The sequence below is a fragment of the Natronomonas salina genome (assembly GCF_013391105.1).
Lineage (GTDB): Archaea > Halobacteriota > Halobacteria > Halobacteriales > Haloarculaceae > Natronomonas > Natronomonas salina.
Genome location: NZ_CP058335.1, coordinates 1,234,632 through 1,252,415, shown reverse-complemented (window position 1 = coordinate 1,252,415; position 17,784 = coordinate 1,234,632). Strand labels below are relative to the sequence as shown.

16 protein-coding genes and 1 pseudogene are annotated in these 17,784 nt (G+C 64.6%); 12 read left to right on the top strand and 5 right to left on the bottom strand.

The features are described 5' to 3' along the window. Positions 1–34 precede the first annotated feature (34 nt). Both HWV07_RS06805 and HWV07_RS06800 read left to right on the top strand, forming a co-directional pair. Positions 35–466, top strand: a complete 432-nt coding sequence (locus HWV07_RS06805) for a helix-turn-helix domain-containing protein (protein WP_178333578.1) — start codon at positions 35–37, stop codon at positions 464–466. A 346-nt stretch (positions 467–812) separates the two neighbouring features. Beyond that, positions 813–2,063 (top strand): RNA-guided endonuclease InsQ/TnpB family protein, encoded by a 1,251-nt coding sequence (locus tag HWV07_RS06800; protein ID WP_178333577.1) that lies wholly within the window; start codon positions 813–815, stop codon positions 2,061–2,063. 75 nt (positions 2,064–2,138) lie between these two features. Here HWV07_RS06800 and HWV07_RS06795 read toward each other — a convergent pair whose 3' ends face one another. Next, complete coding sequence (locus HWV07_RS06795; RefSeq protein WP_178333576.1) at positions 2,139–2,687, bottom strand: metal-dependent hydrolase; 549 nt, start codon at positions 2,685–2,687, stop codon at positions 2,139–2,141. 795 nt (positions 2,688–3,482) lie between these two features. Between HWV07_RS06795 and HWV07_RS06790 the strand changes: the two genes are divergently transcribed. Beyond that, positions 3,483–4,406, top strand: a complete 924-nt coding sequence (locus HWV07_RS06790) for a helix-turn-helix transcriptional regulator (RefSeq protein ID WP_178333575.1) — start codon at positions 3,483–3,485, stop codon at positions 4,404–4,406. Continuing rightward, positions 4,406–5,209 carry a DUF6036 family nucleotidyltransferase gene (locus HWV07_RS06785; protein WP_178333574.1) on the top strand — a complete coding sequence of 268 codons (804 nt, stop codon included), beginning with the start codon at positions 4,406–4,408 and terminating at the stop codon, positions 5,207–5,209. Before HWV07_RS06790 ends, HWV07_RS06785 begins: the two co-directional genes overlap by 1 nt. 13 nt (positions 5,210–5,222) lie before the next feature. Here HWV07_RS06785 and HWV07_RS06780 read toward each other — a convergent pair. Next, positions 5,223–5,471, bottom strand: a pseudogene (locus HWV07_RS06780) (hypothetical protein); the annotation flags it as partial. Positions 5,472–5,714: 243 nt separating this feature from the next. After that, positions 5,715–6,809, bottom strand: coding sequence for a sensor histidine kinase (locus HWV07_RS06775; RefSeq protein WP_178333573.1), 1,095 nt, complete (start codon positions 6,807–6,809; stop codon positions 5,715–5,717). Between the two features lie 166 nt (positions 6,810–6,975). Between HWV07_RS06775 and HWV07_RS06770 the strand changes: the two genes are divergently transcribed. Further along, positions 6,976–8,067, top strand: coding sequence for a sensor histidine kinase (locus tag HWV07_RS06770; protein ID WP_178333572.1), 1,092 nt, complete (start codon positions 6,976–6,978; stop codon positions 8,065–8,067). 163 nt (positions 8,068–8,230) lie between these two features. On the opposite strand, the gene HWV07_RS06765 is transcribed toward HWV07_RS06770, so the two are convergent. Then, on the bottom strand, positions 8,231–10,282 hold the full coding sequence (locus HWV07_RS06765; RefSeq protein ID WP_178333571.1) for a transthyretin-like family protein: 2,052 nt from the start codon (positions 10,280–10,282) through the stop codon (positions 8,231–8,233). A 282-nt stretch (positions 10,283–10,564) separates the two neighbouring features. Between HWV07_RS06765 and HWV07_RS06760 the strand changes: the two genes are divergently transcribed. Both HWV07_RS06760 and HWV07_RS06755 read left to right on the top strand, forming a co-directional pair. Beyond that, entirely contained in the window at positions 10,565–11,950 is a 1,386-nt protein-coding gene (locus HWV07_RS06760; RefSeq protein ID WP_178333570.1) for a DUF58 domain-containing protein, read from the top strand. A 158-nt stretch (positions 11,951–12,108) separates the two neighbouring features. Beyond that, positions 12,109–13,038 (top strand): NAD-dependent epimerase/dehydratase family protein, encoded by a 930-nt coding sequence (locus HWV07_RS06755; RefSeq protein ID WP_178333569.1) that lies wholly within the window; start codon positions 12,109–12,111, stop codon positions 13,036–13,038. Positions 13,039–13,229: 191 nt separating this feature from the next. Here HWV07_RS06755 and HWV07_RS06750 read toward each other — a convergent pair whose 3' ends face one another. Continuing rightward, positions 13,230–13,673, bottom strand: a complete 444-nt coding sequence (locus HWV07_RS06750; protein WP_178333568.1) for an NUDIX hydrolase — start codon at positions 13,671–13,673, stop codon at positions 13,230–13,232. Positions 13,674–13,886: 213 nt separating this feature from the next. Between HWV07_RS06750 and HWV07_RS06745 the strand changes: the two genes are divergently transcribed. The 5 genes from HWV07_RS06745 (at position 13,887) to HWV07_RS06725 (ending at position 17,740) form a co-directional block, all read left to right on the top strand. Beyond that, a complete protein-coding gene (locus tag HWV07_RS06745) occupies positions 13,887–14,354 on the top strand; it encodes a DUF8163 family membrane protein (RefSeq protein ID WP_178333567.1) in 468 nt (155 codons plus the stop codon). After that, positions 14,351–15,310 (top strand): DUF7982 domain-containing protein, encoded by a 960-nt coding sequence (locus tag HWV07_RS06740; RefSeq protein WP_178333566.1) that lies wholly within the window; start codon positions 14,351–14,353, stop codon positions 15,308–15,310. The genes HWV07_RS06745 and HWV07_RS06740 overlap by 4 nt, the downstream gene beginning before the upstream one ends. Positions 15,311–15,438: 128 nt before the next feature. Further along, positions 15,439–15,714, top strand: coding sequence for a DUF8044 family membrane protein (locus tag HWV07_RS06735; RefSeq protein ID WP_178333565.1), 276 nt, complete (start codon positions 15,439–15,441; stop codon positions 15,712–15,714). Beyond that, on the top strand, positions 15,715–16,749 hold the full coding sequence (locus HWV07_RS06730; protein WP_178333564.1) for a DUF4350 domain-containing protein: 1,035 nt from the start codon (positions 15,715–15,717) through the stop codon (positions 16,747–16,749). Beyond that, the gene (locus HWV07_RS06725; protein ID WP_178333563.1) at positions 16,742–17,740 is read left to right on the top strand and encodes an AAA family ATPase; all 999 of its coding nucleotides are present in this window, start codon (positions 16,742–16,744) and stop codon (positions 17,738–17,740) included. The genes HWV07_RS06730 and HWV07_RS06725 overlap by 8 nt, the downstream gene beginning before the upstream one ends. Positions 17,741–17,784: the final 44 nt, after the last annotated feature.

Genomic DNA, 17,784 nt, shown 5'->3' with positions numbered 1-17,784 from the left:
GGTTTTTATTATAGGTACTGGCGTACAACTGGATATGGACCCGACGCAAACGCCGCCGGAACACGCGGGGGATGGCGAGTTCCAGCCATGGCTCGCCCTCCAGAAGGCGACCGACGAGAAGCGGGCGAACCTGCTTGCGGACGTCGTCGGGCATCCGAAGGGCGCACCCAGCGTCGCGGAACTCGACTACATGAACCCCGACCTCGGTGAGGATGCCATCCGCAAGCACATCCAGATCCTGCGGGAAGTCGGCGTCATCGAGGAGTTGGTGGTGGAGCCGGGCGACCGGGTGCGCGGCTACCCCTACAAGTTCTACACGCTGACCGACGACGCCCGCGAACTGTTCGACCGGAACGACCTGTTCCCTCGGGAGGCGTGGCAGCGACAGTACGGCCGCGTCGAGAAGTCCGCCGAGATCAGCCAACTGGAGGAGATGCCTCGTCCAGAAGATGTGCCGGCCACGTGAAGATTGCAAAGGAACGCGAACACCCACACGAAGCAGTTCTCGTCGGCCGTCGATTGCACCGCTGGATGGATGTACACTGTACCAAATGTGGATGGTAGTCTTCTGGCTGGATTCCGTTCCACGAATGGGAACCGAGTAGCGAAGCGAGGGGTTCCAGGCTATCCAGGGTCCTGGAATGCGCCGGTCGCCTCCCCATCAGCGTAACTCAAGGTGGAGCCCCCGACCTCAAGGAGTGAACGGAGTGAGCGAGTAGGTCGGGGAGGAAACCGACATGGTACGACACAACCTATACACTCCGACCGGACGACTCCCGAGCGTATAAGTAACGTCGGCCTGTCTCTGAAGTATGGATGTGCGTCGAACGGCCGTCGTGAAACTCGCCGTTTCTGACGAGCAACGCGACGCACTCCACCGAACCGCCGAGCAATACCTGTACTGCGCGAACCGAACCGCCGACTACTGTTGGTCGGACACCTCCTACACCGAGTGTAAGACCAATAAGCGGGAGGTTCGTGACGCGATCTACTCCGACCTCCGCAAGGAGACAGACCTACAGGCACAACTCGTCCAAGCCGCAATACGTCGCGCCGTCGAAGCCATCAAAGGCGTTATAGAACGCTGGAAGAAGGGACAGCGCGTCTCCCGTCCAACGTTCACCGCCGAGACAATGGACTACGACACCCGAAGCGCGACATTCTACCGAAAGAAGGTGTCGCTGGCAACCGTCGAGGGGCGGGTCGAACCCACGTTCGTTCTCCCGGCCGACAGCCCGACTCCTTACGAACGGTACGTCCTTTCCGAGGACTACGAGTTCCGCGAGAGTACGCTTCGGTACGACGCGGCCACCGACGAGTTCTACCTCAACATCTCGACACGGCGGGTTGACGGCGACGACGCAGAGGTTCCGGCAGATACCGGGCCCCCCGACCAAACGGTCCTCGGTATCGACCTCGGCGTCAACAGTCTTGCTGTCTCCTCAACCGGCACGTTCTGGCAGGGTGACGAGTACGACCATTGGTGCCGTGAGTTCGAGAAGCGACGTGGAGAGATGCAACAGCGCGGCACGCAAGCCGCTCACAACGCATTGCTTCGCCTCGGCAAGCGCGAAGAAGCGTGGCGGAAACAGTACATCCACACCGTCGCCAATGAACTCGTCACGGAAGCCGTCGACCATGACTGCGACGTTATCGCGTTCGAGGACTTAACCGACATCCGCGAGCGACTGCCGCAGGCGAAGTGGCACCACGTCTGGGCGTTCCGACGCCTGTTCGAGTACGTCTCCTACAAAGCACCTGAGAAGGGTGTCTCCGTGAAGCAAGTTGAGCCGAACCACACGTCTCAACGCTGTTCTCGGGCTGACTGTGGGTTCACGCACGACGCGAACCGCGACGGCGAACATTTTGAGTGCCAGAAGTGCGGCTACGAGGTGAACGCGGATTATAACGGTGCGAAGAACATCGGGCTCCGGTACGCCCGGAAGCGGATACACAGCCTCCGTTCCTCGCCCACGTCGGGGAGCGGAGACGCAGAAGTAGACCTGCGTATAAATGGTGGGACGTTGAACGGCGAGAGCCACCGGCCTATCGCCGGGGACTGATTGCCGGGAGTCCACATCAAAGCCCCACCCTCAAGGACCGAGGCGCGGAGCGCCGAGGGAGTAGGGTGGGGTAGTTTACGCGTCCTGAAGCCTCTCCCAGCGAGCCCGGAGGGGCTGGAGCCCGGGCATCTCGAGATGCACCCAGACGGCGACCGCGAGGACGAGCAGCCCGGCTTCGAAGACCCCGGTCGGTGTGAGCGCCCCGTCGACCAGCATCTGCAGGATCGTGTAATCGGCATCGTCGTACGGGAACGTGGCCGCGGGCCAGAGCAGGAAGACCAGTTCTGCCCATTCCCCACGGAGCAGAGGATACAGTGCGTCACCGCCGAGGTGGGTCAGGTAGCCACAGCCGAACGCGGCGCCGACGAGCGGGCGATCGTAGCGGCGTGCCACCACGTACACGAGCCCGACGAGGAGCACACTGACGAAGATGGAGTGACTGAACGAGCGGCCGTTCGGAAGGACGTGCAGGTACCACGCGAACGGCTTGTCGATGAGGTCGGGAAGTTGCGTCCCGACCGCGACGGCGACGAGCGTGCCGAACGTCTGGGGCGTCTGGTATCGGACGTCGGTGAAGAACGTGAAGACGAGATAGCCGACTGCGAGGTGGCCCCAGGGAAGCATCAGCGAGTGCTCGGGGAGCCGTCGAGAAAGCCTCTTTGGAAGGTCGCTTCAAGGACCGCTCTGAACTTCGGGTCGCTGAACACGAACGGCGAGTACATGCCGACCGCTGGCAGTGGCGCCCTGAGCGATCGTCCACTGCCATCCCCCGACGACGCGGATGGGTGGACGCCCCTTCTTCACCGTGCCACGCGTGGGGAACGGGATCGAGTCGCGCCGCGCCGCATCGGTCAATCGGCACTACTGTGAAGCCGGAACTGACTCCTCAGCAGTACTCAAGGCAGTTCTCCCGTTTTGCTCGCACGAGGTTTGCTCGAATCGATTCTAGACACATAGACCTGTGTGTGAATATCTTCCAGTGGAAGGCGTAATCGACGGCCACTCCCGGTTACCTGCCATAACTAACCACCGGCCGTCTTTCTGGGACCGGCACGTCGATCAGTATCCCATTCCCGTTCGACCGTCAGATAGTGGCCGAAGGTGTGGTGGCGTCTCTACGCTGCATCTCCAGTGGCCCTGTTTGTACCACCGGGACCCGACCTGACCAGATCGACGTCAGTCACAGTTGACTCTGGGCGTTCGCTCGCTATCCCGTGGTCACAGCGTTACAGCGCGGAAGCCCACCCCTTCAGGGGTGGGTAGCTAACAAAGCTATGCTCTCAGTGCCAGCAGCTCTCGAAGAGCTCGCCTGGGCGCTGATCGGGAACGTTCTCACCGGCAGCTAGATATGTCGGGTTCACGATATCTGTAACATCACTCGAAATATCTTTATATAATAGCTTCATACTATGTTACACCGTGCTTCGGCGCATCGAACTCGAGGTGCTCGCCTCCGTCAATCGCGGCGACACGATCTCCGAGCTCGCGACGAAGCTCAACCACAGCGAGAGCTACCTCTCTCGTGCCGTCGGCGACCTCGTCGAGAAAGGGCTCGTCTACACGGAACGCGATGGCCGGCGAAAACGAGTCGTCCCGTCGGATGCTCGCGCCGTCGAACTCTATCAGGACCTCGTTCGCCAGCACTCCCACATCGGCTTTCCTGAGCTGCTGACCGGCAAAGCACTCGAGGTGCTGTACTACCTCGACCAGCCGCGGACCGTCTCCGAGATTGCCGACCGGAGCGACAACTACCGCAACACAGTCAACCGAGTTCTCAAGCGGTTTCGCGACCGGGGTCTCGTCGGGACAGACGACGGTCGCTATGACTTCAACGCCGACTTCAACCGCCTCTACGAGTTCGCACGTGAACTCGCACACCATCTGCATCGCCACCGCCTCGAATCAGTCACCCCGAAGGGCACGATCCTCTGGGAGGACTACGACGAATTCCTCGCTCAGACCGAGACGGAGATCGACGCGGCGGGGTTCCACGAAACCGGCCTCGCTCGATTCGCGGCCTTCGACCTCCAGTTCTTGCTCACCGGCCACCGCTACTACTTCTACTCCGAAGAGCTCGACGCAGTCTCGCCGGCGGAGCTCTGCTGTCACACCCTTTTGATCGACGACGGCAGCCGCCACCGCTCGTACTGTCTCCTCCTGCTCAGCCACGTCGACGTCGACGAGGAGGATCTCCGGGAGCAGGCGGTGAAGTATGACCTCGAAGACGAAATCGACGCCTTGCTCCGCTACCTCGAGACCCACGGCGAGGTCGACGACGACCGGCTCCCGGAGTGGGACGAGTTCCAGGGGCTGGCGGCTGACTACGAGGTGGCACTACAATAATGAGACCAACATTCGGAAGCGAGTACATCGAGAACGAATTCCAGCGAATCGGGGACGGCCTCTCAGCCCCACTTACGGTCTACTTGATCGGAGGTGGTGCGATGTCGCTGCGCGACCTCAAGGGGGCGACGAAAGATATCGACCTGGTCGTCCCGGATGGCGACGCATATGGTCAGCTGTGGGCCGTCCTGATGGACCTCGGATATGTGGAGGTCCAGCCGCTGGATCCAGATTACCGGGCGCTGGGGGCGACGAGCTGCGTCGAGAACGACGATGGATGTCGCCTCGACATCTTCAACCAGCAGGTCGCGAACAAGCTCGTGCTCACCGACGGCATGCAAGAGCGCAGTGAACCGTTCCTCGACACGGATCGACTGACGGTCCGGCTGGTCGGCAACGAGGATATCTTCCTGTTCAAACTGATCGCAGGCCGAGACGACGACATCGAGGACATGAATATGCTCGTGCAGACTGGTCTCGACTACGACGTCGTCCGAGCTGAACTCGAAGCCCAGATCGAACGCCTGGGTGACGATCAGTTCGCTACGTTCGCGAACGAGGCCCTGGTCGAACTCGAAGAACGGTACGGGGTGACCACGCCGATCGAAGACCGCATCCAAGAGCTCACGGATAAGTACTATCGGGGAATCGAAGTCCTCCAGTCACTCGACGAGCCGATGACCGTTGACGAACTGGCCGTGGAACTGGAGCTGGATACCGACGAGATTCACGACCGGATCGCGTATCTCTCAACATTCGACCGGGTCCGTCAAGATGGCGCCACAGTCCGTCCCGTAGAGTAGCTCAATCGCTGCCCTACGTAGAGGGAAGGCGGCCATCTAGTCGGGGAACGCGGCCCTGTTTGATCTCATGATCGACGTGACGTCGGTGTTTGCAGCCGCCTTCGGGTGAGCGCTGCTACCAGTCGAGACAGGTACACGACCCGTCGATGACGTCGACTTCGTACCGGTTCCCGGACGCGGACTGTACCTCGTAGCGGCCACCTTTCGAGAGTAGTGAGACGTCTATCGTTTCGGCGACGGCACGTTCCCTGCGGGGCTCAAGATATCCTGCCATTAGAGCAATTGTGGTCCCGAGGATACCGGAAATGTAATCTCCCACGGAATCAGCCATTGGGGACGAGTGCACTCCACATATACAGGCTAGTTTGCGAGATGCTCTTGGTGCTGTCAAGGCCTGGAACTTAGAGAACGAATCGTACGATTCATACGACGGACGAGCGGCGGTTGATAATGCTTTTTCTGGGTTTACATTCACGGCTCGGGGCGTCCGCTCGCTATCCCGCGGTCACCACGACGCCGGGTCGTCGATCGCCTGGAACGTGAGCGTGACCTCGCTTCCGCGTGAGGTGGTCTCGGCGATATGCATCGACCCGCCGTATTCGGTGACGAGCGAGTCGACGAGATAGAGCCCGATCCCGTGGTTGCCGGTCACCTCGTTCTCGTTGATACCTCGCCGCACGGGCTCGGCGATCCCAGGGCCGTTGTCCGCGATGGTGACGGTGACGCGGTCACAGCGTCGCTCAGCGGTGACCTCGACGCGGGGCGTCTCGGCATCGTTGTGCTCGATGGCGTTGTGCAGGACGTTCTCGAAGGTGTATCGGAGCAACCCGTCCGCACGGACGACGAGGCCGGCTGGGACCTCCGCCCTGATCTCGGCGTCCTCGAACGACTGGGCCAGCGACTTGAGCTCGGAGTTCAGCGCATGAGAGAGGTCGACCGGGTGCTGGGACAGCTGCGACGAGAACGACGCCACGAGGACTCGCACGTTATCGACGAGTTCAGCGGCGTCCTCGCTTTGATCGAGGATCGTCTCCAGTGCCGGGTCGTCGATGTCGTACTCCTCGTCGAGCAACGCTGCGTTGCCCTTGATGATCGCGATCTTGTTGAGGACGTTGTGGCGGAGGAGTTGATTGAGGAACTCGATGCGGTCCTGTTGTCGCTCCAGGCGCGTCGACTTCCGGGCGGCCTCGATGCTCTGGCCGCGACTGTAGCCGACGAGCAGGCCGGCGATGCTGCCGAACCCCATCATGAACAGGAGGAGCTGGAGCCCGGTGGTCAGGGAGGTCTGTTTGACGACGATGATGCTGCCGATGAAGCCGCCCAGCGAGAACAGACCGAACAGCGTCCACCGGAGCATCTCCGAGTACACCCGCACCGGGTACGTACTGCGATGGACGACACCCATGATGGTGATGATGAGGGCGGCGGGCAACCCGACGAGCAACGCGTCGACCGGGTCGATCGCCAGCCAGTACCAGGTGAACAGGGTGGCGCCGACGAGCAGCAGGCCGACCAGCACGATGATCGCCTCGACCATCGGCCGCGTGAGGCTGCCCAGCCGCGTGTCTATCCGCATGCTGGCCCCCTGATACCCTGCCATTGGACTGGAGTTGAAACTAATAGGTAATAAAATGTCCCTCCTGTTGATGGTTCTGCGTCGATGTCAGGACAGTCCGCACGACAGCGGTACCTTTGAACCCACCCTCCAGCTACGATTCCGGAACGGCCAAACAAATTATAACTAAGTAATAAATACCTACACTGGTATGGATGGGTGGCGGCGGCAAGTTATCAATGGGTCTGCGCTCGTCGCGCTCTTGGGGTTGGTGTACGTGATCGGGGGTGTCGCCCTCTGGGTGACCGAGCTCGCTCCGAACGCCGGGTCGACACACCAGGCGCTGTACGAGCTTACGATGCACGTCCTCTTCGGGGGCGTCATCCTCGCACTCGGCGTCCACGTCGAACGCAGCGAACTCCTCCCGGAGGAACGGTTCTCGGTGATGGTCTGGTGTTACGGTGGGTTCACACTCATGTTCCTGCTGAGCACCTGGGGGCATCTCGGGGCGATCCTCGAGGGGCTGTTGACCGTGGGGTTCGTCAGCGACTTCGTGATCTTCACGAGCCTCGGCGGCGCCTTCGGCGTCATTGCTGGCGTCAACCGCGGCCGGGCGACGAAGAACAAGCTCCTGGCCGACCGGAACGAGGAACAGCGAGAGACCCTCGCGTTGCTGACCCGACTCGTGAGTCACGACATCCGCAACGACATGGCGATCATGGACGGCTACGCAGAGATCGTCGCCGAACACGTCGACGAGGAACTCTACGCGATGGAGGTCATCCAGACGCGGATCGACGATACGATCGAACTCCTCGAGGACGCCAGCACCCTCGTGAAGACCCTCGACGACGACCGCGAGTTCGAACCCGTCGACCTCTCGGGCATCCTCAGCTCGGAGGTGCGCTCGCTCTCGGAGACACATCCCGATGTCGACCTCGACACCGAGATCACCAACGGGCTCGCTGTGACGGCGGATTCGCTCCTTCGCCAGCTGTTCTCGAACCTCCTGAGCAACGCCGTCGCCCACAACGACACCGACGACCTCACGGTCTCCGTTCGCGCCGCGCGCGAGGGAGCCTGGGCGATCGTCGAGATCAGCGACAACGGGAGCGGCATCCCACCCGAGGTTCGAGAGGAGTGCTTCGGACTCGGCGAACGAGGCCCCGAGAGCGAGGGCGACGGAATCGGTCTCTACTTAGTCTCGCGACTCGCCGAGATCTACGGCGGCTCCGTAGACCTCGAGGAGTCACCAGTTGGGGGCGCACAGTTCCGGATCAAGCTCCCGACGACCTCCAACTGACGGCTGGGTTCGAATCGATCGGCATCCGCTTCTCCAGGCAGCGATCACGCGTGTACGTAGCGCGATAGACGGCACGAGTGCGCTTGCTGCTCCAGCGTCGAGGAATGCTCCCGGTCCACCTCAGAACTTCCAGCAGACGTGGTGGATGGCCGCAACCGACGTTTCACTCGTCGCGCCGCTCGCCGCCATCGGTCGTCGAGAGGCAGCGTTCGGCGTCGTCCACGGCGTCGCTCGCGCGTTCGCTATCGACGCCGCCGGGTGAGAACGTCGCCGCCTCGAACGTCTCGGTGATGGTGCGCAACGCGGCCCTGCGGTCCTCGTCGAGGCTCTCGCTGGCGGCCTGATAGACCTCCCAGTGGGTCCGTGAATCGGCCATTCCGAGTGCCGACCGGACGGTCGCGAACGCCAACTGGACGGCCGTCGAGGGCGCCTGCTCGAGCTGGGCGCGGGCCGCGGCCAACCCGCCCGTCTCGTCGGCCACCGCCGAGGCCGGCGGATCCACCTCCGCGACGCCGTCGCCACCGGCCTCTGCTTCGTCCGCTCCACCACCGAAGCGACGCCAGGCTGCGTACACCCAGAACGCGGCGTTCAGCAGGAACAACACGCCCAGGAACGTCATGAGAATCGGGTGGCTCGCCCACAGCGACTGGAGGGTCTGCCCGACGGTCGGCATCCCGAGTGACTCCGAGAGGTCGCCGAACCCGGCGAAGCTGTCATCCGACCGCGGCTCGATCGTCACGTCGGTCTGGCTGCCGTTCAGGTTCCCCCCGTTACTGGGATAGCCCACCACCGCCTCCTGGCGTGAGGCGGGCCGGTCGACAGTGATGCTGTAGGCGCCGTTGGCATCCGTCGTTGCGAGCCGGCTCGAGCCATCCGCCTCGAGCCGCACCGTCTGTCTGGCGACCGGCTCACCGTCGGCCGTCTCCAGTCGCCCCGAGACGTGTGCCCGGTCGTCGTCGTAGTCGACTTGCGCCGAGATCGATGTCGCCGTCGCCGACACCGAGAGCGGCTGGGATTCGTTCGACGGGGCCAGCGCCGTCCCCGGGGCGCCGCCGTGGACGCCGAGTGTCGCGTTCCCGGCGGGGGCCGCGGCTGGGAGCGGCCCCGTGACCTCGAACCGACCCTCGCTATCGGTCCGCGTCGTCCCCACCACCTCGTCCTGGACGCTGATGTTGACCGTGACGTTTTCGGGCTGTTCACCGCCCGCCGTGAGTGTCCCGGTGGCCGTGACGTTCTCGCCGTATGCGGCCTGCGTCGTCGCGTCCTCGACCTCGAGTGTCGTCGGCGTTTCGGCGACCGAGAGCGCCGTCGTCTCGTTCACCCCCATATACCGCGAGGTGTTGCGGGGGACGTACCGGACGGACAGCGTCGTCTCACCGGTCTCGATAGCTGTCGGCCGATACGACACCGACCAGCGGCCGTCCTCGTTCAGCGACGTGTTCGCCTGGAACCCGGCCGCGTCTTCGACGACCACCACACCGTCGGTGACCGCCGACCAATCGCCCGTCCGGACCAGCCCGGAGACGGTCGCGGGACTGGCGTAGGACGCCTCGTCGTCGCTATCGACCGCGAGCTCGACGGGCTCGAGGGAGGCGGACTCGGCCTCCGTGGCGGTGTCGTTCACGCCCGCGGCCGTTCCCTCGATCTGTTCGGCCGAGCGCGTCAGGTTGGCCGACGAATCGTCGTCGAGGGCACGGAGGCCACCGGAGACGTTCTCGCTCAGTTCGTTGATCCGGTTGGCCTGCCGACGCATCTCTCGGGCCCGCGCCCGGGCGCGATCGTCGTCACCGGCCTCTCTGGCCGCCTCGTACTCTTGGCGGGTCTCGTTGAACGCCTGCAGCCGTTCGGCGAGTTCCTGCTGGTCGTTCCGGGTCTGATTGAACGTCTCGGCGTCCCGTTCGGATTCGTTGCTCGTCGTCTCCCGCTCGACGGTCACGTACCGTTCCAGATACGATTCGTACTCCGAATCGAGGTCCTCGCAGGCGTCGTAGTTCCCGACCGTGATGCCCTCGGTACAGTCGGCGTGGATCTCCCCCATCCGCCCGCCGAACCAGCGTTCGAGCTCCTGCAGGTCGCTGTCGTCGTCGGCCTCGTCGGGGTTCTCGTGTTGGGGGCCCTCTGACGGCTGGGCGACTGCCAGGCCTGCCCCTCCGAGCACCAGTATCATCACGAGAAGGACGACACCGATGCGTCCGATCCCGTCGAGGTTCCGCACGATATCCGTGTTTCCGGAACGCAGACTCATAAAACAGTTGCTAGCCAGGCCACTCGCCAGGGGCCGTCCTCCATCTCTGCGGACCGGAGACAGCCGCTATACCCGAATACAGGGACGTCTGTTCGTCTACCGGGTCGGTGTCGGCTGGCTGCCACCAAGCCCGACAGCGGCTCTTCACCTCCCTAGAGCAGGCTTCGCTTCTGCACCAGCTCGAACGCCGACCCGGCCTGCGCGGGAGCGGACAACAAACCTTCAACACCCCGACCCCCGAAGTGATGGCCAGTGCAGCCGACTCGTCGGTTCTGGGAGACGCTCGCGGTCGCCGGGGTGCTCTGTGCGGCCGCCGTCGCGTTCGCCCAGCCGCTGTTGCTGCTGGCGCCGGCCGGGATCGCCGCCTGGTTGCTCGCCGCACAACTCGGCTTCGTCTACGCCGTCGGCCGCCTCGATGACTCACTGGCTATCGGCCAGACGCTCGACCGCGAGGCGGCCGCGACCGGCGACCCCGTGACGGCGACGCTCACCGCGAGAGGTGACGCCCCCGGTCTCCGCACCACCGTCACGGCAGCCACGAGCGCTGGTCTCGATGCGTCGGGCGACCGCGAGATCACTCTCGGTGAGTCAACGTCGTTTACGGTCGAATCCGATATCGCCGGCACCCATCACCTCGCGGTCCCCGAAATCGAGGTCCGTGACCCCCTCGGGCTGTTCCGTGAGCGGTTCGAACGAGGCATCCAGCGATCGCTTCTCGTCGAGGCACGCCGACCCAGGAACGTCCACGTCGGCCAGGGCGGCCGCTCCCAGCCGACCACCTTCGGCGAGCACAGCGTCAAGGCAGCCGGGCCGGGGCTCACGCCGACGGAACTCAGAGAGTACGTCGCCGGCGAACCCGCTTCCAACATCGACTGGAAGGCGACCGCACGCCTCTCGAGACCGTACATCCGGAAGTACGAGGCGGAATCGAACCAGACGACGCTCTTCGTCGTCGACGCTCGCTCGAGTCTCGCGACCGGCCTGGCGGGCGAGACCGCCCTCGATTACCTCCGGACGGTCGCGCTATCGAACGTCACCGCCATCCAGCGGATGGGCGACCCGCTCGGCTGCTACGGCATCGACGACCACGGCGTCCATCGATACGTCTCGCCGACCAACTCCGCCCGCGGGTACGACCTCACCAGACGACGACTCCGCGGTCTCACGGCCTCGACCGGTTCCTCGCGGCCGCGCCGCACAGCCTCCATCCAGCGTCGACCGACCCAGTACGACACCGAGACGCGATTCGGCCGACTTCTCGATCCGTACGCGACGGCCCGGCCAGCGACCGACCCGGAATCGAACCCGTTGCAGACCGCCGTCCGGTCGGCAATCAAGACCCTCCCCGAGTCGGCACGGATCGTCCTGTACACCGACGATACCGACCGCTCGGGGATCCGCGAGATCGTCAGGGAGGTGCGGCGCAGCGATTACTTCCTGGAGATCTTCCTGGCGCCGACAGTCCTGTTCGAACCGGATACGCTCGCCGACCTCACGGCCGCGACCGAGCGCTACCGCGACTTCGAGCGGTTCCGACGCGAACTCGCCAACCTCGATCACGTCACCAGCTACGAGGTCGCCCCGCAGAGCCGCATCGAGACCGTTCTCGAACAGGAACGCTCTACTGTCGCCGACTAACCGAGAACCAGAGACGCAGGCGCCACCTCAGTTCGAACGAGGTGACAATGCCCACTCCGGGGGTCCGTGATTGCAGGCATCGGGCGACCTGATCGCCAGGCCTCCGTCCGGAATCGGCCCTCGGAATCTTTTTCCCGCATTCAGAGCACATCCCTTCCATGCAGGACCAGCGTGTCCTCGTCACGGGGGGCGCAGGATTCATCGGCTCGAATCTCGCGAACGCACTCGCGGCGGACAACGACGTCATCGCACTGGACGATTGCTACCTCGGGACGCCGGAGAACCTCGATGACAGCGTCGAGTTCGTCGAGGCCAGTGTCCTCGACGACGACCTTCCCACCGACGTCGACGTCGTCTTCCACCTCGCTGCGCTCTCGTCGTACGCAATGCACGAGGAAGACCCGACGACGGGCGCACGCGTGAACGTCGAGGGGTTCGTCAATACCGTCGAGCAAGCCCGTGATGACGGCTGTGAGACGGTCGTCTACGCCTCCACGTCGTCGATCTACGGGAGCCGGACCGAGCCCTCCCCCGAGGACATGGATGTCGCGGTCAACACCGGCTATGAGGCCTCGAAGCTCGCTCGCGAGCGCTACGCGGAATACTTCTCGAACCACTACGAGATGACGTGTGCCGGGATGCGGTTCTTCTCGGTCTACCAGGGCTACGAGGGCGCCGAGGCACACAAGGGCGAGTACGCGAACGTCATCGCCCAGTTCGCCGACGACATCGCCAACGGCGAGGCCCCAGTCCTCTACGGCGATGGCACCCAGACCAGGGACTTCACGCACGTCTCCGACATCGTTCGCGGCCTCGAGCTCGCCGCCGACCACGACCTCGACGGCGTCTACAACCTCGGCACCGGCGAGAGCTACGACTTCCTGACCGTCGTCGACATGCTCAACGACGAACTCGGGACGGACATCGACCCGGAGTTCGTCGAGAACCCCATCCCTGAGGACGTGTACGTCCACGACACCTGCGCGGACGCCTCGAAGATGCGCGCGGAGACCGGCTGGGAGCCACAGATCGACTTCGAGACCGGTATCGAGCGCGTCTGTCGCCCCTACCAGAACGAAGCCCGATAGCTGGCCTCGAACGGCCGCCCCGCGAACCGTTCCCTACACGATACCGAGATCCTTTGCTCTGCGTGTGGCGCCATCCAGCACCGACCGGCCGCTCCTCGCGCTTCGGATCGCGACGAGGCATCCCTGCCGCTCGTGGCGACGGCTGGCGGCGCGAACGCGACGCTCGGGGACAGGTCGCTGACTGGTGAGAATCAGTCGGAGGTGACGGACCGCACGCTGGACACCGAGATCTCGGTGTCGGGTTCGGGCCGAGCGTTCCGGACGGCTGTCGCCTGGGCGTTCGGCAACAGCGCCATCGCCTGACTGTAGGGGACCCAGCGGAACGCATCGTGTTCCTCGCTCAGCTCGACGTCTCGATCGGCCGTCTGGCACCGATAGTAGACCGCCATCCGCCCAGCGTCATCGTCGTTCCGCCAGGTGTTGGCGTGGACCGTGTCCTTGACGGCAACTTCGAGCGCTGTCTCCTCCTGCAGCTCTCGCTGCAGCCCCGGCACGATGTCCTCGTCGGGACCGAGGCGACCGCCCGGGAGCTCCCATTCGCCGTCACTTCGCCGCTTTACGACGAGCGTCTCGCCACGTCCCGTGAGCAGGACGCCACGAATACTTACCGTCGCGTTGAGCAACTCTTCGGTCATTCGTCACTCTATTCACACGTATCCAGCATAGTCCTGCTACCTAATTAGCTAGCCGTGCGCCGCTCTGCCAGGCGACCTGGATCTCCCGCATCCTGGCTTGCATCATCGGCTCCCGCCGTATTGCTGCCCTGGAATCTCACCGGCCACCCCGGGCGCGGCGACCGCGCGAACCAGTATAGCTTAGTCGCCGCCTCGAGACGTGATGGCTAACTGATGGCACTCGTGTCTGATCGACGACTCACGCATACCGCCCTCGCGGTGGCCATCGTTACGGCTGCCCTGGGGTACGCACTCGGCGTGATCGGCTTCGGCGTCGCCGCCATCGTCGCCATCGTCGGCGTGGTCACGTCGGCCGTCTACGCCTTCGGCGTCGGCCAGCTCCTGTTCGCCGTCCTCGCGACGACCGTCGCGGGCGGCCTCCCGGATGCACGCCTCCTGGGCGGGCAACTCGGCCTCGGCGCGTTCCTCCTGTTCGCGCTCGTTGAGCCGTGGCCACGACGGACGGCGGCCATCGCCGCGCTCATGTTCGGTCTCGCCGCGACCGGTCTCGCGACCGTCTACGCTCTCGAGACGCTCTGGCACGGCGCTGTCTTGCTTGCGGCCATCTACGCCCTTACCGCCTACACGCTCCATCGATACGAACTGGTCCGCCTCGACCTGATCACGGAGGCCGACGCATGAGCGACCAGCAACCAGCACCGGCGATCGACCGATCCACCAGCCAGTCGGCTGCCGACCCCGAGACCGCCGAACTGACCGCCCGCATCCAGGAACTCGAAGCACAGAACGAACAGCTTCGACAGGAGGTCGCCGCCGCGACGCGCGCCCGCTACCGCCGAAGTGCCCTCACGATGGGCGCCGTCGGCGTCCTCGCGCTCGTCGGTGCCGTGGTCTTCCCAGACGTCCGAACCGTCCTCGTCGCCCTCGGCGGCACCGGCGTCTTCGCCGCGATCCTGACGTACTTCCTGACGCCCGAGCGGTTCGTCGCCGCCAGCGTCGGCGAAGCGGTGTACGCGACGCTCGCCGACAACGAGGCCGCCATCATCGACGACCTCGATCTCCGAGGCGACCACCACATCATTCCTGCCACAGGCGGTGCAGCCCCCGCGCGCCTATTCGTCCCCCTCGACGACACCGTCGACGTCCCCGAGTCGACAGCCCACGTCGCCCCGTTCGCCGTCGAGGACCGCCTCGGGCTGTTCCTCCAGCCGACGGGCCTTCAGCTGTACCAGGCCTTCCAGGAGGCCGCGGGCACGCTTCCCGAGGAGCCGGCCGCACTCGGCCGGTCTATTGGAGACGCCCTCGTCGAGCAGTTCGAACTCGTCGACGGTGTCGACGTCGACGTCGATGCCAATGCAGATGCCGGCGCCGGCCGCGCCATCCTCGCCGTCGACGGCAGCGTCTACGGCCCGCTCGACCGGTTCGACCATCCCGTCGCCTCACTGTTCGCGACGACGTTCGCGGTCGAGCTCGACGAACCCGTGACCGTCACCGTCTCCGAGAGCGACGCCGACGGTGAATGGCGGGTGACCTGTCGCTGGGGTCGCCCCGAGACGCTGGCCGACGGTCCGCGCGAGTCGGCCTTCCAGTTCGATAACCACTCTGGGGATGGAGCTGCAGCATCGACCCACGAGTGACCCATTGCGAGCGGACGCCCAGTCCTGACGGGGCATCGGTCGAAGAGAGCGCGTCCAATCTCGCCGGGCGCGTCGGCCTCGCGGCAGAGGCGGTACCTTGGTAAACGTCGGCCAAGAAGCATGCTGCAATGACCTCCAGACGGCGACTCCAGTTCGTCCAGGGGCAGGTGGCGTGGATGCTTGCCTCGCTGGTCGTCCTCACGATCGTCGGGTCGCTCTCCCTGGAGCTGTTCTTCGTCCTCTCGCTTATCGGCTTCCTCGTGATCGTCGAACTGACGTCGCCGATCGCCGTTTCGCCCGAATGGCGACGCCGCCTCCCCTGGTTCATCGCCGTCGGCCTCCTCGTGTTCGGCTACATCGTCATCCGGCGCATCCTCGAGATCCTGCCGGAGGGGGTGATCTAGGTGCGCTACGACGTCCCGACGGTCATCGCCGCCGCGCTCGTCGTCGCGGTCACCGTCACGTTCGTCTTCGGTGGTGCGACCTCCGCGGCTGCCTTCAACGCCTTCAACCCCAACTGGGATGGGACGAGCGAACTCCGGTCGATCGCCGACGACGAGGGTGCCGAGCCCATCATCGTCCGGAACACCACCGAGTACGACGACTACGGCGACGGTGACGTCGCGTTCGTCCTCGCGCCAGAATCGGCCTACAGTGGCGCGGATTCACAGCGCATCCGGCGATTCGTCGAGAACGGCGGCACGCTCGTCGTCGCCGATCGGAATAACTCACACGGGGCGGCACTTCTCGATTCGGTCGGCGCCACCGCCCGCCCGGTCGGACCCACCCTCCGGGACGAACGCGAGAACTACCGCAATCCAGCCATGCCGGTCGCCAACGACGTGGGCAATCACTCCCTGGTCGAGAACGTCTCCGCGCTGACGCTCAACCACGGCACCGCGGTCGCCCCCAACGGTGCGACGGTGCTCGTCGCGAGCTCCGAGTACAGCTATCTCGACCGCGATGGCAGCGCGTCACTCGGCGCCGACGAGACCGTCCAGTCGTATCCTGTCGCGACCGTCGAGTCGGTCGGCCAGGGACGCGTCATCGTCGTCGGTGACCCGAGCGTGTTCATCAACGTGATGCAGGGCCAGGCGGGCAACGAGGCGTTCACGCGCGCGCTGGTCGCCGACGCCAATCACACCCTCGTCGACGTCTCGCAGTCCTCGCTGCCCCCACTGGTGGCTGCCGTGTTGACGATCCGTGACTCCGCGCTGCTGCAGGTCGGCATCGGCCTCGGCGGACTCGCCGCGGTCGCCCTGACCGGGCGCCGACTGCGCAATCGCCGTACACGAGACCCCGAAACGCCCTCGGCTACCGATGCCAGCGCGCTCACAGCGGGCCTCAAACAGCGATATCCCGCGCTCGAATCTGCCCCACTCGAGAAAGTAACCACGGGGGTTATACGTAATCCAGACGAACGCGACGACAATGAGTGAGCCGGCCGCGCTGTACTCGGCGATCCGCGACGAGGTCCAGACGGTCCTGCTCGGCAACGAGGACATCGTCGAAGGGCTGACCGTCGCGTTGCTGACAAACGGCCACGTCCTCCTCGAGGGCGTCCCCGGGATCGCCAAGACGACCATCGCCGTGCTGTTCTCCGAGGCCACCGGGTTGACCCACTCCCGGATCCAGATGACGCCGGACATCCTGCCCGCGGACATCACGGGAACGAACGTGTATCGGGAGAGCACGGGCACCTTCGAGACGCGGAAAGGCCCCGTGTTCGCGAACGTCGTGCTCGCCGACGAGATCAACCGCGCGACGCCGAAAGCCCAGAGTGCGTTACTCGAGGCGATGGCGGAGCGCCAGGTGACCATCGAGGGCGAGACACACGCGTTGCCGTCGCCGTTCCTTCTCATAGCGACGCAGAACCCCATCGAGATGGAGGGGACCTACACGCTGCCGGAAGCCCAACGCGACCGCTTCCAGCTGAAGCTGACGATGGGGCTGCCGGACCGGGAGACCGAACGCGCACTCCTCGATCGCTTCGACGCCACCCCGGAGCTGGCGGCGACCGATATCTCGCAGGTCGTCTCTCCGGACGATATCCTGGCGGCGAGGGACGCCGTCAATGACGTCCACGTCGCCCCCGAGATCAAACAGTACGTCCTCGATATCGTCGCGGCGAGTCGCTCCCATTCGTCGGTCGAACACGGCGCGTCGCCGCGAGCCTCGCTCGCGTTCCTCAAGACCGGGAAAGCACGGGCGGCGATCCACGGCCGCGAGTACGTCATCCCCGATGACATCAAGACACTCGCACATCCGGTGTTGCTCCACCGACTCCTGTTGAATGCGGACGCCGAGATCGGTGGCGTCGACACGGCCGAACTCGTCTACGAGATCGTCGACTCCGTACAGACGCCGGACGGCCTCGATCAGGACACCCCGGGGGACGCCTCGGCCATCTCGGACGGCGGCAACGGTTGACCTCCTCTCACCCCTAAAGGGGTGGGATTCCCCGACGGGGATAT

Bases quoted from the DNA above. Each gene is read 5' to 3' on its own strand.
- HWV07_RS06725 (WP_178333563.1), top strand. From the start codon at position 16,742: ATGAGTGAGCCGGCCGCGCTGTACTCGGCGATCCGCGACGAGGTCCAG.
- HWV07_RS06770 (WP_178333572.1), top strand. From the start codon at position 6,976: ATGGATGGGTGGCGGCGGCAAGTTATCAATGGGTCTGCGCTCGTCGCG.
- HWV07_RS06745 (WP_178333567.1), top strand. From the start codon at position 13,887: ATGGCACTCGTGTCTGATCGACGACTCACGCATACCGCCCTCGCGGTG.
- HWV07_RS06795 (WP_178333576.1), bottom strand. From the start codon at position 2,687: ATGCTTCCCTGGGGCCACCTCGCAGTCGGCTATCTCGTCTTCACGTTC.
- HWV07_RS06755 (WP_178333569.1), top strand. From the start codon at position 12,109: ATGCAGGACCAGCGTGTCCTCGTCACGGGGGGCGCAGGATTCATCGGC.
- HWV07_RS06800 (WP_178333577.1), top strand. From the start codon at position 813: ATGGATGTGCGTCGAACGGCCGTCGTGAAACTCGCCGTTTCTGACGAG.
- HWV07_RS06775 (WP_178333573.1), bottom strand. From the start codon at position 6,809: ATGGCAGGGTATCAGGGGGCCAGCATGCGGATAGACACGCGGCTGGGC.
- HWV07_RS06740 (WP_178333566.1), top strand. From the start codon at position 14,351: ATGAGCGACCAGCAACCAGCACCGGCGATCGACCGATCCACCAGCCAG.
- HWV07_RS06805 (WP_178333578.1), top strand. From the start codon at position 35: ATGGACCCGACGCAAACGCCGCCGGAACACGCGGGGGATGGCGAGTTC.
- HWV07_RS06735 (WP_178333565.1), top strand. From the start codon at position 15,439: ATGACCTCCAGACGGCGACTCCAGTTCGTCCAGGGGCAGGTGGCGTGG.
- HWV07_RS06785 (WP_178333574.1), top strand. From the start codon at position 4,406: ATGAGACCAACATTCGGAAGCGAGTACATCGAGAACGAATTCCAGCGA.
- HWV07_RS06750 (WP_178333568.1), bottom strand. From the start codon at position 13,673: ATGACCGAAGAGTTGCTCAACGCGACGGTAAGTATTCGTGGCGTCCTG.